This window comes from Candidatus Amarolinea dominans, assembly GCF_016704685.1.
GTDB classification, from domain to species: domain Bacteria; phylum Chloroflexota; class Anaerolineae; order SSC4; family Amarolineaceae; genus Amarolinea; species Amarolinea dominans.
On record NZ_JADIZS010000039.1, the window covers coordinates 1 to 14,595 of the forward strand.

Consider the following 14,595-nt stretch of genomic DNA (forward strand, 5'->3'; position numbering starts at 1 on the left):
GGACCATGCGCCGAATCCGTTCGGTCGTCACGTACGGCTGAACGTTGCGTCGCCGCAACGCGCACAAACAACTGCGGGGATCTCCTCGACCAACACCGGCAGTCCGTCAACCAGAAACACTTCGCTCACTACCTCAGAACGAGCCTCAGTGCTGCCGCACACCTGACAACGAAACATGCTCACCTCCGTTGGGTGTGATTATGTTGCCTCACACCTGCCAAGGGTACGGTTGGATCGGCTCTGGCTTGCTACGCCGGTATTCCTCGAGCTCAGCCTTGTCCAATGGATACCATTCATCGTAAGGGTATCGTCGGAAAATATTCTGCCAGGCGCTCACGAAAGTGCTCGTCGGCAAGGTCGTTTAGGCGAGCCAGTCGCATAGCGGCGACATTCTGTTCCAGGTAGGCACGAGAGACGTGCAAGACTGATTGGAAATCAGCAGCCATCGGCACGGTAAACCCGATGCGCGGCTCACGAGGCAGGTAGAACCACTTCAAGTTAATGCGTGACTGCTTCGTGATAAGATCCATTGTCCGCTTCGGGTACTTGGCGTCTTTGCCGGCAGGATAGACGACATCGAAACGATCTACCTCGCATAACGCAATGTCTTCGACCCGGCCGGCATCGCAATCTTGCGTGATGACAATGGCGTATACGGGGCGGACGGACACCAAGGCGGGTGTTCTCTCCATTCTTGCTGCGATCTTGAGCCAGTCCAACACCTCGGTTTTAGGCTGTGGAGAATCAGACATAACGAGCAGTCGCGCGGGATCGAGATCAACGCGCGGTATCCGCTGCAAGATGTCACCTGGCGGATGTGGGCTTGAGGATCGGGAAAATCGTAGATCATGTCTCGTCCTCCAGGTCACTCCAATAAAGAGCATCTCGCTCCCGCGCTTCCTGCCGACGGCTTTCGGCTTCGAGCGCGATCTTCACGGCCAACTCACGTGCTTCAGCCAACGAGATCAAGGGGGCACCGAAAGTCCCCGCCCCCGAACTTGTAGTGACCGCATGATCCGTGGGAAGCGATAGAATTCCTCGAGACTCAGCAGGGTGACGGCCACACTCGCATCCCCAAAAGGATCGCCGGTCTCGCCGAGAGAGAAGCGAACGTCAGATGAGGTCGTGCCCTGGCGCAAGATCGGCAGGAGACGCGCATGGCATAAGGGTGACCTGGCGCGAACGTGGTAAGCAACTCTCTCCTCTCGCACCATTGGCAACTGGGGGGGCGATACGCACGGCATCCCAGGTGGTCACGGACTCAAAGGCCAGACATTCATCGGAACTGCTCTCGAGGCGACCCTCGATCATCTTGAAGAAGGTGTCGTGAATGACGTTGTGGGCAGCATCCAACCAGGCAGGGAAGTCGGCGGGCGTCGCCGGCGCATCGGCATCTTCCGAGATCAAGACCATTTCCAGTATCAGCGCGTCTGCGTCCTGACGCTTGCCGCGGGCCAGCCGGACGCGGAGGGCGCCCGCTGGATTTTCGGTCGAAAACTCGAATACGACGTTGAGACCCTTGGGCGCTGCCTTGACCAGGTAATGACCGAAGGCGGACTCCACGGCGGAATGCTTGCTGCGCGAGATTCCCAGCGTGATCAAGACCGCTGTAGCTATCATAAAGATGGCATAGTAGGCGCGGCTGACAGCTACCCGGTATTTACCCTCTCGAATGAGGAGCCGTGCGGTGGCGATGTCTTCGCGGCAGCGTTCTAGTCGGATGCCAACAAGGAGCTTGGTGTCCTCGTCCATAATTCGACTCCCTCCCGTTGGACATTTCTGTACAACGGCTCCCCCAATCGGCGCATTAGGTTGTAGTGTGCTGGACCTACCAACATCATGCCCAAAATAAGGTCGTATTTCAATTCGATGTCCGAGGCAATCAAGTACATGTTCGCGGGCCTGCCGGTTGTCCTGCTCCACCCGCACCAACAGATCGAGATCGGAATCTTCGTGATGATCTCCCCGCGCTTTGGAGCCATAGAGCTTGATAGAGAGCACTTCGCTGCCGAATACCTGTCGCAGCCGCAGCAGGTATTCCCGCAGGGGCCAGCTTCTCCTGGGCCGTCAGATGACGCAACTGATCGTGAGTCATTGCCTACCTCCATGGGATCCTGACAGCGCAATACGGCAAAATTTCACTGGTCGTTAGTATACAGCGAGCATCTATTTGGGTCAATCGAAAGTCTGCGCAGAAGTTAGGTTGTCATTCGTCTTGTAGATGATGATAAGTTAGTTGTAGTAGTAGGGGCTGTGGATTTGTGGATAAGGGGGTCGTCTGCTGGTCTTTACCACAAGGGATGGGGGTGACAAGGCGCTGGGGCACTACATCTTGTGGCCTGCCCGGGGCCTGTTCTGGATAGATTGTGGATTCAAGTAGAATAACTGACCGGCCAAATTTCACCCTCGTGGCCTGGTGCAACCGTGGTACAAATCGTTGACCACTAGATGTAGTGGCGCGCGGGGTGTGCAAGGCACATATCTAGGGCTGCCGGCGGTTGGGATAGGGTTGGGAAAAAGATGCACTTATCCCCAGTATCCACGACGCGGTAGGGGTTTTTCCCCAAAGTTATCCACATCTCGTGGCTGTTATCCCAAATGCGATCAGCAGACGGATTTCTCTACGGTTTCTCCCAATTCCCGGGGTCAGTGGGATCAATGGCTGCTTTGAGCTGCTTGATCAGCGCACGCAGGGCCAGGATGGGGTCGGTGGTTGGCTGGCTGCCGGTGTATTCCTTGACCAGGAGGGCCACCTGGTCACGCCAGATATCGGCTTGCTCGCGCAGGTCGGCGCGCTCCACGTCGAACTGCTCCTGCAGCGCGGCCACGCGGCGCGTCAGTTGCTCGCGCTGCTGTTTCTCGTTGCTCCAGGCCGTGCGGTACCAGCCCAGCGGCTGCGTGTCGCCAGGCAGCACCAGCGCCAGGCAGGTCTGTGGCGTCTGTTCACCGGGGAGTTGCTGCGTACCGGCCAGGTAAGGCTCAGGGTCGCTGAAGCCGCCCCAGCCATCCTTGCGCGAGTAGGGATTGATGCGAACTCCAAAGTGCAGGTGCGGCCCGGTGGAGGCGCCCGTGTTGTCCGAGATGCCGATGACTGCGCCTGCTGTGAATCTGTCCGCCTCTTTGGCCGTCGTACTTTCCAGGTGCGCATACAGACTCTCGCCCCAACGGTGCTGCAGTTTGACGTAGTTGCCGAAGCCGTTGGCCTCGAAGCCTGTTTCGATCACGTCGCCGTCGTCCACCGCCACGATTGCGGTGCCGTTAGGCATGCCATAATCGAGTCCATTGTGGCCTTTCAGGGGCACGCCGTCGTACGAGAATTGGCCATAGAAAGCGGGGTTACCGCCAAACTTCTGGCTCATGTGAAAAGTGCCGTTGAAGGGAAAACGAATGGGCATGAGTCCTCCTGCCTTGCCGAGCGTTTGTTTCAGGCCGTATCTTCGGTCTCTGCTGCCGGCGCGTCGGCGTTTGACTGCGCAGGGACAGCGGCACGCGCCAGGCGCTGTTGCAACCCTTGCCAGGTGCTGGTCAGTCGCTGCCGCCAGCCAGGCGGCGTCCCCGCGCCTGGCGCGTCAGGCGCGGGGAAGGGCGGCAGATCGAGCAGCTTGGCGTACATGTAACCGGCCACCACGCGCAGGGTGGCCAGCACCGGCGCGGCCAGAAAGGCTCCCAGGATGCCGGCCTGGGTGGCGCCGACGATAACGCCAACCAGCACCACCAACGGGTGCAGATTGACGCTCTGGCCGATGATGCGCGGCACCAGGATGTTGTTCTCGGCCTGCTGAATCAACACGTAGACCCCCACGGTCAAGAGGGCAAATGAGGTATTTGACATCTCGATCGTGATCGAGCCTTGCAGCAGGGCGACCAGCAGCGCGGGGACCATGGCGATGATGGGGCCGAGGTTGGGGATGATCTCCAGGATGCCGGCCAACAGGCCGAGCAGGATGGCGCCGGGCATGCCGATGATGGCCAGGGCCAGGGTGGTGACGGTGCCGATGGTCAAACAGAGCACGAGCTGCCCACGAAAGAACGATTGCCAGATGCGTCCCAGGCGCTGCATCAGCTCTTGCATCTCTGGCTGGTAGGTGGCGGGGAACAAGCCCTCAACCCAGGCGCGCATGCGAGGCGCGTCCTTGACCATGTAGAACGAATAGAGCAGCGTGAGGAGGAAGCCCAGCAGTGATGTGAAGATCCCGACGACCACATTCGAGGCCACGCCGGTCGCCACGCCCACCACGGTGGAGGCAGAACGCAGCGCCTGGGAGATGTAATTGATGACCGTTTCCGGGCTGAAGATCTGGTCAATCTGAAATTGTGAAAATCCGTTGTTGATGCGCTGGTACCAGGGGCCGAGATCGAATTCGAAGCCCAACAAACGCAGGGACGGGTGGGTCAGGGGGAAGTCCTCGAACCATTTCAGGAACCCGACGTATAGATCGTTCCAGGGGATCTGAATGGTGCTGATCTGCTCGATGAGCACCGGGATCAGAATGATGGGGACGAAGATCAGCAGCAAAACGACGAACAGGTAGACCAGGCCGGTCACGAGGCCGCGCGGCAGGCGCAGGTGCATCAACCGGTTGACCATCGGATGAATGAGGTAAGCCAGGATGGCGGCCATGATCAGCGTGGCAATCACGGCCCGGCTCAGGTAGATCAGCAGCAGGCCGGTGAGGATCATGCCAACGGCCACGTTGCGCTTGAAGTTGCGATCCCAGCGTGTCAGCGGTGCATGCACCGGCGCGGCGTTGCTGATTGGGGTTTCATCGTTCATGCTCAATGTCCAGTTCGATTTTTTCAAGGGTTGACCAGACGGCCAACCAGGTGTGTACGACGCATGACTTCGTTCGCTCAATCGGAGGGCGATAATGTCTTGCTATGCTGCAAGCGGGAATAGGCTTCACTTTTTCGCCTAAGGAAACAGGCGCAATTCGTGCCCGCTTGCAGCATAACTTTAACCTAACATGCATACGGTGTCAAGAGCGGAGTTGCAATGTTGCCAAAAGGTTGGCAACTCAGGCGTGCCTGTGATACGTTGGGGACATGAGCGGCGGGCGAGACGCAGGCACTCCCCGGCGGTGACGCTCTCTCAGGCTCTTTTCCGTGATCGCGGTGAAGATGGTATAATGCGAGTATAATGCGAGCGAGCGGGCATGGCCTTGCACCTGCCCGCGTGGGCGACCGCAAGGGTGCGCCCCTATAAATTGAGAAGATACCCTTACTCAACGAGTTGACCATGACCCAATACCAAGTTGTCATCGGCATGGAAGTCCACGCCCAACTACAAACAGCGTCGAAGATGTTCTGCGCGTGCGATGCGGCCGTCTTTGGCGCGCCGCCCAACTCACACGTCTGTCCGGTCTGCCTGGGCATGCCGGGCGTGCTGCCGGTCATCAACCGCCGCGCGGTGGAGCAGACCATTCGCACCGGCCTGGCCCTCGCTGCTGAGATTGCCGAAACAGCCGTTTTTGCGCGCAAGAACTACAACTACCCCGACCTGCCCAAAGGCTATCAGATCAGTCAATATGAGCTGCCATTGTGCCTGGGCGGCAGTCTGACGATCACCGGCGATGACGGCCGGCCGAAGGTGATTCGCGTACGGCGCGCGCACCTGGAGGAAGATACCGGCAAGTCCAAGCACATGAACCAGAATGGCGTCACCTACAGCTTGCTCGACTACAATCGGTCGGGCATGCCGCTGTTGGAGATCGTGACCGAAGCGGATCTCAACAGCGCGCAGGAGGCGTATGATTACCTGACCAAGCTGCGCACGATTCTGCGCTACATCGGCGCCAGCAGCGGCGACATGGAGAAGGGCGCCATGCGCTGCGAGGCGAACGTTTCGGTGCGCACGCTGTTGCAGGCCGCCCAGGGTGAATACGGCGTCAAGGTGGAGATCAAGAACTTGAACTCCTTCAGCGCGGTGCGCGGCGCGGTGGAGTACGAAGTCAAGCGCCACATCGAGACGATCGAGCGGGGCGGCACGCTGCAGCAGGTGACGCTGGGGTGGAATGAGGCGGAAGGGCGCACGTTTGTGCAGCGCAGCAAGGAATCGGCGCATGATTATCGCTATTTCCCGGAGCCAGACCTGCCGCCGTTGCGTATCACGCGGGAGTTGGTGGAGCAGTTGCGCGCGACCCTGCCCGAACTGCCCGACGCCAAGCAGGCGCGCTTCATGGCTCAGTATGGACTCAATCTCAACGATGCAGCAACCCTGGTCGCGACGCAGGCGGTAGCCGCGTACTTCGAAGCGACGGTTGCTGCCTATGGCGGCGCGGGTCGTGAGGTCTGCAACTGGATCACTGGGCCTCTCTTCAGCGCCATGTCCAGTGCGAACCAGGACATCAGGTCGCTCAAGGTAACGCCCGACAACCTGGCGGCGCTGCTGACCCTGCTTGATCGCGGCATCATCAACCGCAACATCGGGCAACGGGTCATCGCGACCATGCTGGAAACCGGCCAGGCGGCCGCGGACATTGTGGAGACGGAAGGCCTTGCCCAGGTGAGCGATAGCGATGCGCTGCACGCGATCGTACGCGAGGTCATCGTGGCTAACCCCACGGAGGCAACCAAGTATCGGGCGGGCAACCTCAATCTGCTCAATTTTCTGATCGGCCAGGTGATGAGGGCCACGCGCGGCAAGGCCAATCAAACGGTGGTGCGCCAGTTGCTGGAACAAGCGCTGGCTGAGTAAACTTTTCGACACGGAGTGAAGCGTATGTCAAAGACAATCATCTCGACCCCGCACGCGCCCGCGGCGCTCGGTCCCTATTCGCAAGGGGTGAAAGTGGGGCACCTGATCTACACCGCCGGGCAGTTGGGCCTGGACCCGGCAACGGGCAAGCTGGTGGATGGCCTGGAAGCACAGACCGAGCAGGCGCTCAGGAACCTGGCCGCGATTCTGGAGGCCGCCGGCAGCCGCATGGAAAATGTCGTCAAGACCACCTGTTTCCTGGCCGACATCGCCGATTTCAAAGCCTTCAACGGCGTGTACGCCCGCTTTTTTGCTTCCAACCCGCCCGCGCGTTCCACCATTCAGGCGGGGGCGCTGCCGGCTGATGCGCGTGTGGAGATCGAAGTTGTGGCGTTTGTGGAGTGAATCGGAGAGCTGAAAGAAAATGGAGACGCCTTTGACGCCCAACGTGCGTGTACCCAGTGGTTGGCGGCGCTTGATTCTGCCCCTGGCCTGGTCGAAGCCAGGTTCCTGGTTGTTTGCCCGGCTCATGCACCTGCTGGACCGCCCGGTCTTGCGCTGGACGCATGGACGCAGTTCTGTCACCAGTCTGTTGGCCGGGTTGCCCATCATCTCGCTGACGACGACCGGCGCCAAGAGCGGTCAACCGCGCACCGTGCCGTTGGTGGCCGTCGAAGATGGCGAACGCCTGGTCATCTTTGCCTCTAACTTCGGTCAGGCGCACTACCCGGCCTGGTATCACAACCTGCGCGCCCATCCGCAGGCCCGCGTCTTGCTGCGCGGGCAGGAGCGCGTCTACCTCGCACGGGAGACCGAGGGCGCGGAACGCGACGCCTATTGGGCGGCCGCGGTCAAACTCTATCCCGGCTATCAGGCCTACAAGGTGCGCACCGGCGGGCGACCCATCCCGGTCATCGTGCTGACACCTGTTACCTCAACGGTTTAGGCGCAGATAGCGATCGAAGAAATCGGCAATCCGACGATTGACCTCGTCAATGCTGGGACTGAGTTCGCCGCCCTCGGGCACGAGGCCGTGTGCGGCATTCTTGACCAGAATCAGCTCCGTGGGCACGCCGGCGGCTTTCAACTGATCGTAGAAACGTTGTGATTGCTGCAAGGGTACGGTTGTATCCTGTTCACCATGCACGATGAGGGTGGGCGGGTCATCGGGCGTGACCTGAAACAGGGGGCTGGCGCGCCACAGCAAGTCTGACGTGGAGTCGGTCAGTCCAAACACCTGTTGGATCATGCGCTTGAATTCCGGTTTCTCGGTGATTTCGGGTGCAGTCAGGTCGGTGGGGCCGTACATGTCCACGGCCACTTGGACCCGGCTGGACTGCTCGGCATAGCCGCCGGCGCCGTCGAAGCCGGCGCGTTCATCGGTGACGGCTGCCAGGGCGGCCAGGTGCCCGCCCGCGCTGTTGCCCAGGATGCCGAAGCGGGTCGGATCGAGATTGTACTCCGCGGCGTGCGCACGCAAGAAGCGGATGTTGCATTTGATGTCTTCGATCATGGCCGGGAATTTGGCCTCTGGCGCCAGGCGATAGGTGATGGCGATGAAGGAGTAGCCGCGCACGACCAACTGCGGCATCACCGATAGTCCATAACCGCCCTTTTTGCTGCCATTCATCCACGCACCGCCATGAATGTAGATGATCGTCGGGGTCGGGCCTTTGACTTCGGGCAGGCGGTAGAGGTCAATGCGCAGGGTGACGCCGTCCACGACGCAGGTGGGCAGGTTCTTCTGTTTGATGTTGCGCGTGGACTTGTCCAGGGCGGCCGGGTCGAGCGTGGGCCGGGCGGTCGGTTCGACTGTGGGCGTTTCTGTTGGCGGCGCCGGTGTTGCCGTCGGCGCTGTGGTTGGTTCAGATGTCCGCGTGGCCGCAGGGATGACCGTGGCTGCAGGTTCGCTGGTGGCCGTGGCGACCGCTGGCGGCGTAACCGGCGATGCGGTGGGGGGCGCAACCTGGTTGCACGCGGCGAGAGATAGGATCAGCAGCAGCATGAGCATGGGTCTCATCTTAATCTTTTTGATCTTCTTGATCGTCTTGATCGTCTTCAATTCGTCTGTTGTCTCCTGAACTGACTGTGTCTGCCCGCCCGGCAGAACGGGCCTATTGTAACATAGAGCGTGCGATTCGCGAAGCAAGCCCCAAAAAGAAAGATGGTCAAGGACGTGGGCCTTGACCATCTTTTTGTTGTTGGTTCGCCGCGGGACGGCGCCGCGTTAGCGGGTCTTGACGAAAACGACCGCGAAGGAGTTATGGAACAGGGTGTTGCCGCCTTCGCCAGGGGCGCATTCGGCTTCGTCAATGAAGTTGGAGTGCATCGGGCGGGCGATGTCGCTACCGCTGGGGCTTTGCCCGTCGTTGGTGGCAAAGACCGCGTACTGCGCGCCCTTCCACATGACGAATTCGAACTTGCCCGGCCCCTTGGAGCCGCTGACGTTCTTGTCCAGAACCTCGCCCGGGTTATCGCCCGGCGTCTGAATGAAGGTGATGCCGTCAATGGGGTTGCCGGCCGCATCAATGACCAGGCCGAAGATGTTGTGGTTGCCCTTGTTCTCGCACGGGGTCAGACGGCGCATTTCCTTCAGCACGTACTGATTGCCAGATTTTGGCGCTTCGGACTGGGGGGCCGCCTTTTGCTGCGCCGGCGCCACGCGTGCGGCCGCGGGCGCAGGGCGTGCCGTGGCGGTAGGGGCCGGCGTGTTGGTCGGCGTTGCGGTCGGCAGGGGTGTCGTGGTGGGCAGCGGTGTCTCCGTGGGGGTCGCGGTCGGCAGCGGCGTCTCCGTTGGAATCAGCGTTTCGGTGGGGGCCGGCGTCCAGGTGGGGGTTGTCGGCAGGCTGGGGAGTGCGGGCGCCAGGGCGATGGTCTGGCCGCTCTTGAGCGCCAACGCCGGCGCGGATGAACCGACGGTGTTGCGCCAGCTCCGCTGCGTCAGCGCCACCAGGTTGGCCGCGCCCAAGCTGGCGTTGCGCTGGCTGATGGCATTGAACAGACTGAGCGGCGCTGCAATGCCACACAGCCAGATGAAGAGCAGAATGACAGCCACCAGGCGCAGTTTGGTGCCGGTGGTGCGTGACTGGAACCAGATGGAGAGATTGTTGGCCGACTGTCCCAGGCCCCAGATCGCGCCAAAGAGGCCGGCCGGCGCTTGCGATGCGGCGGCCGACGCCATTGGCGCAGGGCGGCGCGATGGCGCCGCTGGCATGGGCGCCGTCGCGCGGGGCGCCATGAGCGGGTGTGCCGGTGCGACCGGCAGCGACGCCGTGACGGTTGTCTGCGCCTGGCGCACCTGCATGGGGCGGTTTTCGCTCTGGTGCAGGCGCCGCGTCAGGGCACGGCTGATATTCAGGGCCAGGCTTGGATAGTGCTGCACCAGGGACTCGAAGTCCTCGCGGCCCAGCGTCCATAAATCCACATCGGTCTGCGCCACGACGGAGGTGGTGTGTGAGTCCCCGGTGAGCAAGGATCGCTCGCCGAAGAAATCGCCGCTGTGCAGCGTGGGCAGTTCGTACTCTTGCCCGCCGTCCACAGTGGTCAGGCTGACGCGACCGGTTTCGATCAGATACAGCGTGTGGCCCGGCTCGCCTTGCACAAAGATCGTCTCGCCGCGACGGAAGCGCTCCGGCGTCAAATGAGAGGCCACGTCGTCCAACTGCTGACTGGACAGGCCGGCAAACAGCGGCAGTCTCTGCAGGTGCCGATCAACGAAACGTTCGTCCGCATCGGCCAGGCGTGCGGCCAGGGCACGGCTGATGGCCATGCTCAGCGCAGGATACTGACCGGTCAGTTCCTCGAAGTCCTTGCGGTAGAGAACCCAGAGATTGGTTTCGTTGACGGCACGTGCGTTGACCGCGCTGGGGCGGCCGGTGAGCAGAGACATTTCGCCAAAGAAGCCGCCCACGCCCACGCGTGCCAGCACATCGTCCGGGCTTTCCAGGGACGATGTCAGCTCGATGTCGCCATTTTCTACCAGGTAGAGGGCTTCGCCTGCGCTGCCCTGGCGGAAGATGATCTGGCGTGCGGGCACGTGCTGCAGCAGCATCCGCCGCGCGATGGCCCGCAGGACCTCGTCAGACACACCGGCGAAGAGGGGCATCGTGCGCAGTTGATTGACGGCGCTGGTTTGATCGGCCGCGGACAGTGTGCTGCGCAGGTTGCGGCTGAGGACGGTGCGTAGTTCAGGAATGACTGTGGTGAGGGCGCTGAAGTCATTGCGGGGCAGGAACCACAGCAGGGTCTCTTCCACCGCGCGGGCATCCTGCGTATGCGGCTTGTCGGCCAAGAGCGCCATTTCACCGGCGATTTGGCCGGGCATCAGTTCTACGAAGCTGTCACCGCTGCCAATCTGCAGGGCGCCCTGTTCGATGATGTACAGGCCCTTGCTCTTCTCGCCGCGTTGGAAAACGCTGCGGCCCTGTGCGATGGTTTGCGGCTGCAGATGGTGTACCACCTGGGCCAGTTGGTCGCTGCGCAGGTCGCCGAAGCCGGGGAGATCGCTCAAGCGCTGGGCCAGATAGCTTTCCATCTGCGCCAGGTTGCCCCCAAAGGCCTGGCTGAGGCGCACACCCATCTGTGGGTTGCGCTCCAGCAAGGCGCTCAGGTCTCTGCTGTGCAGAACAAAGGCTTCGATGTTGGCCACGGCCTGGGCGGAGGTGCTGCGCGTGCGCCCCAGGAACACATCGGCTTCGCCGAAGACACTGCCCGGCCCGAGGCTGGCCAGGGCCGCGCCTTCGGGACCGACAATGCGCACCCAGCCTGACTGGATCAGATACAGGTGCTCTGCCGGGTCTCCTTGTTCGAAGATCGGCGCGCCACGTGCAAACTGCTCTGGATACAGTCGTTCGCAGATGGCCTCCTGCTCTGCCGCCGTCAGGTCGGCAAAGAGTGGGGTGTTTCGAATCAAGTCTTGTTTCAAAGTTGCTACCCTCCCGTCGTGCTGATTTCTGTAGCGGGATGATGGCGCGACCTGCGGGTTGAGTCGCTGATATTGATTGCGTGACCGGCGGGGCAAGGTCACACGTCGGTATTGTCTGCCCTTACCAGGTTCGCTGGAATATGACTTCGTAGGAGTAGTGGAAGCGGCAGAGATGGTTTTCAGCCACCAACTGTGTACATTCCGCTTCAGAACTACAATAGCCGGCGCCGATGAGTTCAGGAATCGGGATTTCCTCATCGCGAACACCCATCGCGCGCGTGACTTCGCTGGCTACTTCGCCTTTGGACGGGTCAGCGATCACTTTCAGTTGATCGCCGTTCTTGTAGATGTCGAATTGTCCCCAGCCCTGGTCCTGCGTGCCAAGCATCCAGGGGGAGTCTTTGCTGCCCGCAACGCTGGTTTCGCCAGAGTAGATGCGCAGCACAACCGCGCCGTTGACCGGCGCCCCGTTGACATCAATGACCTGGAAGTAGAAGTTATGGTTGCCTTCACAACCATGATTTTCATCTTTGGATAACAGCCGGGCCTTGATGACACGATAATCTACCGACGGTTTCGGGGTAGCCGTGGGGGGCCGCGGCGTAGACGTCGCCCTCACCACGGTTGGTTTTGGCGGCGCCTTCGTTGCCGTGGGCGCGGCGGTCGGCGTTTCGGTTGGTAAAGGTGTCGCAGTGGCCGTCGCGGTGGGGGACGCTGTGGGCGAAGGCGTTGGTGTGGCCGTCGGCAGCGGCGTCGGTGAGTGAGTCGGTGTGGGCGTGGCGACAAAGAGCGCCATGCGTGTGCTGCCACTGCCCAGGGCCTGGGCGAGCAGGACCAATGCACGAGTTTGCTCACGGTCGCGCTGCTCGCCGATATACTTCTCGGCCACCAGCGCCACCCACTGCGCGCTATTGGGTAAGCGCAGATCTGCCAGGCTCGATTTCGCCTTGTCTACATTCTGATCGGCCACATACTCCTGGGCAATCTGGAGCGCACGCGCTTCTTTGTCATCCAGGCTGAGATTCGCGGCATTGGATGCGATCTGCGGCAGCGCACACCCCGTCAGCAGCGCGGTTATGACCACGAGCATGAGCACGGGGCCGCACACTGACACAAACCGGGCCAAGTGTCGCTGGTGTAAGTCCATAAAATAAAGGGCTGCTTGGTCTGGTGGGCAACAACACCGCACCGGAGCCGGGCCAGCCCCTTCATTCCTCCAAAAAGGTTTAGCGTCTTTCGTAAACACCTGGTATAATCCGATGCCGAAGGTGGGACTCGAACCCACACGAGGTTCGCACCTCAACGGTTTTTGAGACCGTCGCGTCTGCCTATTCCGCCACTTCGGCGTGCTGGAGGCAGGCGTTTACGAAAGCGCTGTAAGACTATAGTGCAGTATAGTGCAAGATGAACGTTTCGTCAAGTAGACTAAAACGCCAGGCGGCGCCAGCAGGCAAGCTGACGTCGGCCGGCACCAGGCCAACCGACTATGGATGAACAAGCCTTGATAGCCGCCGCTGTGCGCGGCGAACTGCGAGCCTTCAACCAACTGCTTCAACATCACCAGGCATTGGCCTACAATGTGGCCTATCGCATGTTGGATGACACCGACGCGGCCGCGGACGCCGTGCAGGAAGCCGCGATCAAGGCCTTTCGGGGGTTGAAGACCTACCGCGGCGGCTCGTTCAAGGCGTGGTTCCTGCGCATCGTCACCAATAATTGCTACGATTGGCTGCGGGCGCGAGGCCGTCACGGCGTCAGTTCGTTGGACGACCTGGCCGAAGACCCGGACTACGCGGAGGCGTTGGTTCATCCCGGTGAAGGCCCGGAGGCGCGCGCCCTGCGCGAGGAACTGAGCGCCTTCATCAGCCGCAGCGTCAACAGCCTGCCGCCCGATCAACGCCTGACCCTCGTGTTGGCCGACATCGAGGGCGTTCCCTACCAGGAAGTGGCCGACATTTGCAATGTGCCCTTGGGGACTGTCAAATCGCGCCTCAGTCGCGCCCGCGCGCGTCTGCGCGATCTGCTGATGCAGCGTGCGGAACTATTGCCCCAGCGTTACCGTCTGGAAAATGACATTGATGGCCGGTGACCGCCCGCGCACAGCCCGGTGTCGAATGTGATACGCCATGAACAGCAATCATCTTGATCGCCAACCCCAACTGAAGATCGCCGACGAACTGCTTTCGGCCTACCTCGACGGCGAGGTGACCGCGCAGGAGCGCGCCCAGGTCGAACGCGCGCTTGCGCAAGACTCAGAGACCGCCTGGCGCCTGGCCTCCTTGCAGCAGACCGTGACCCTGGTCAAGGCGCTGCCGCGCGCGAGTTTGCCGCGTTCGTTCACCCTGCGTGAGGTGGATGTCATGCCGACGCGGGGAGCGGGTGACGCGGCCGCGCCCTGGTGGCGCACGCTGTTCTCCCCCGCCCTGCTGCGCAATGGCATGGCCATCGCCGCGCTGCTATTCATCGTGCTTTCTGTGGGTGACCTGACGCTGAGTCGGACGATGCCTTCGGCCAGCGCGCCCATGGCGCTCAAGGCGTCTGAGACGGTGGTGGTTGAAATGGTTCCAGCGGCCACGCCGGCCATTGCGGCGGCCAAAGAAGCAATCCCGTCGCCGACTGCTGCCACAGAGATTGTCGTCGCTGCCGCCGCGCAGGCGACGACGACGCCGACGGCCACCACGGTTGTGATGGCGTCGCGCGCACCGGGCACTGAAGTTGCTACAACCATGCCCCCACCCGCACCATCCGCCGGCGCGTCGGGTGCGCTTGTCACCACGGTGCCCGCGACCGGCGCCCCCATCATCGAACTGATGGCGCCGCCGGCTGACCGCGCGGTCACGGCGCAAGATTCATCGGCGCATACCCCCGCGGCTCCCGCCGGCCCCAACTTGCTGCGCAGCGCACAGGTTCTCCTGGCGCTGCTGACGACCGGCTTGTTCGTGGCCTGGAGACGCAGCCTGCTGCGGGCGCGCTAGCC

Annotated in this window: 14 protein-coding genes and 1 tRNA gene; 6 read left to right on the plus strand and 9 right to left on the minus strand. The window is 61.6% G+C overall.

Translation table 11 applies throughout. From position 1 onward, the window contains the following. Positions 1–27: 27 nt before the first annotated feature. From IPF85_RS20335 to IPF85_RS20345, 3 genes are all read right to left on the minus strand, one after another. On the minus strand, positions 28–177 hold the full coding sequence (locus tag IPF85_RS20335) for a YgiT-type zinc finger protein (protein ID WP_343409889.1): 150 nt from the start codon (positions 175–177) through the stop codon (positions 28–30). Positions 178–293: 116 nt separating this feature from the next. Then, entirely contained in the window at positions 294–800 is a 507-nt protein-coding gene (locus tag IPF85_RS20340) for a hypothetical protein (RefSeq protein ID WP_343409890.1), read from the minus strand. Positions 801–1,113: 313 nt separating this feature from the next. After that, positions 1,114–1,752, minus strand: a complete 639-nt coding sequence (locus IPF85_RS20345) for a HEPN domain-containing protein (protein WP_343409891.1) — start codon at positions 1,750–1,752, stop codon at positions 1,114–1,116. Positions 1,753–1,869: 117 nt separating this feature from the next. Here IPF85_RS20345 and IPF85_RS20350 point away from each other — a divergent pair, with 117 nt between their 5' ends. Next, positions 1,870–2,118 carry a hypothetical protein gene (locus tag IPF85_RS20350; RefSeq protein WP_343409892.1) on the plus strand — a complete coding sequence of 83 codons (249 nt, stop codon included), beginning with the start codon at positions 1,870–1,872 and terminating at the stop codon, positions 2,116–2,118. A 503-nt stretch (positions 2,119–2,621) separates the two neighbouring features. Here the strand turns inward: IPF85_RS20350 and IPF85_RS20355 are convergent. Together IPF85_RS20355 and IPF85_RS20360 are read right to left on the minus strand one after the other, a co-directional pair. Beyond that, positions 2,622–3,395 carry a M23 family metallopeptidase gene (locus IPF85_RS20355; protein ID WP_343409893.1) on the minus strand — a complete coding sequence of 258 codons (774 nt, stop codon included), beginning with the start codon at positions 3,393–3,395 and terminating at the stop codon, positions 2,622–2,624. A gap of 29 nt (positions 3,396–3,424) precedes the next feature. Beyond that, on the minus strand, positions 3,425–4,774 hold the full coding sequence (locus IPF85_RS20360) for an AI-2E family transporter (RefSeq protein ID WP_343409894.1): 1,350 nt from the start codon (positions 4,772–4,774) through the stop codon (positions 3,425–3,427). Positions 4,775–5,230: 456 nt separating this feature from the next. Here IPF85_RS20360 and gatB point away from each other — a divergent pair, with 456 nt between their 5' ends. The 3 genes from gatB to IPF85_RS20375 are packed head-to-tail and all read left to right on the plus strand — an operon-like array spanning position 5,231 to position 7,640. Beyond that, positions 5,231–6,694 carry an Asp-tRNA(Asn)/Glu-tRNA(Gln) amidotransferase subunit GatB gene (gatB, locus tag IPF85_RS20365; RefSeq protein WP_343409895.1) on the plus strand — a complete coding sequence of 488 codons (1,464 nt, stop codon included), beginning with the start codon at positions 5,231–5,233 and terminating at the stop codon, positions 6,692–6,694. Positions 6,695–6,718: 24 nt separating this feature from the next. Then, on the plus strand, positions 6,719–7,099 hold the full coding sequence (locus IPF85_RS20370; RefSeq protein WP_343409896.1) for a RidA family protein: 381 nt from the start codon (positions 6,719–6,721) through the stop codon (positions 7,097–7,099). 19 nt (positions 7,100–7,118) lie between these two features. After that, positions 7,119–7,640 (plus strand): nitroreductase family deazaflavin-dependent oxidoreductase, encoded by a 522-nt coding sequence (locus IPF85_RS20375; RefSeq protein ID WP_343409897.1) that lies wholly within the window; start codon positions 7,119–7,121, stop codon positions 7,638–7,640. On the opposite strand, the gene IPF85_RS20380 is transcribed toward IPF85_RS20375, so the two are convergent. The 4 genes from IPF85_RS20380 to IPF85_RS20395 form a co-directional block, all read right to left on the minus strand. Beyond that, positions 7,629–8,756 carry an alpha/beta hydrolase gene (locus IPF85_RS20380; RefSeq protein WP_343409898.1) on the minus strand — a complete coding sequence of 376 codons (1,128 nt, stop codon included), beginning with the start codon at positions 8,754–8,756 and terminating at the stop codon, positions 7,629–7,631. The genes IPF85_RS20375 and IPF85_RS20380 overlap by 12 nt on opposite strands. Positions 8,757–8,921: 165 nt before the next feature. Continuing rightward, positions 8,922–11,618 (minus strand): cyclic nucleotide-binding domain-containing protein, encoded by a 2,697-nt coding sequence (locus IPF85_RS20385; RefSeq protein WP_343409899.1) that lies wholly within the window; start codon positions 11,616–11,618, stop codon positions 8,922–8,924. A gap of 121 nt (positions 11,619–11,739) precedes the next feature. After that, on the minus strand, positions 11,740–12,708 hold the full coding sequence (locus IPF85_RS20390; RefSeq protein WP_343409900.1) for a hypothetical protein: 969 nt from the start codon (positions 12,706–12,708) through the stop codon (positions 11,740–11,742). A 170-nt stretch (positions 12,709–12,878) separates the two neighbouring features. Further along, positions 12,879–12,964: transfer RNA gene (locus IPF85_RS20395), tRNA-Leu, on the minus strand. Positions 12,965–13,104: 140 nt separating this feature from the next. Between IPF85_RS20395 and IPF85_RS20400 the strand changes: the two genes are divergently transcribed. Beyond that, complete coding sequence (locus tag IPF85_RS20400) at positions 13,105–13,707, plus strand: sigma-70 family RNA polymerase sigma factor (protein WP_343409901.1); 603 nt, start codon at positions 13,105–13,107, stop codon at positions 13,705–13,707. A gap of 37 nt (positions 13,708–13,744) precedes the next feature. Continuing rightward, complete coding sequence (locus tag IPF85_RS20405; protein WP_343409902.1) at positions 13,745–14,593, plus strand: zf-HC2 domain-containing protein; 849 nt, start codon at positions 13,745–13,747, stop codon at positions 14,591–14,593. The last annotated feature ends 2 nt before the right edge of the window (positions 14,594–14,595 follow it).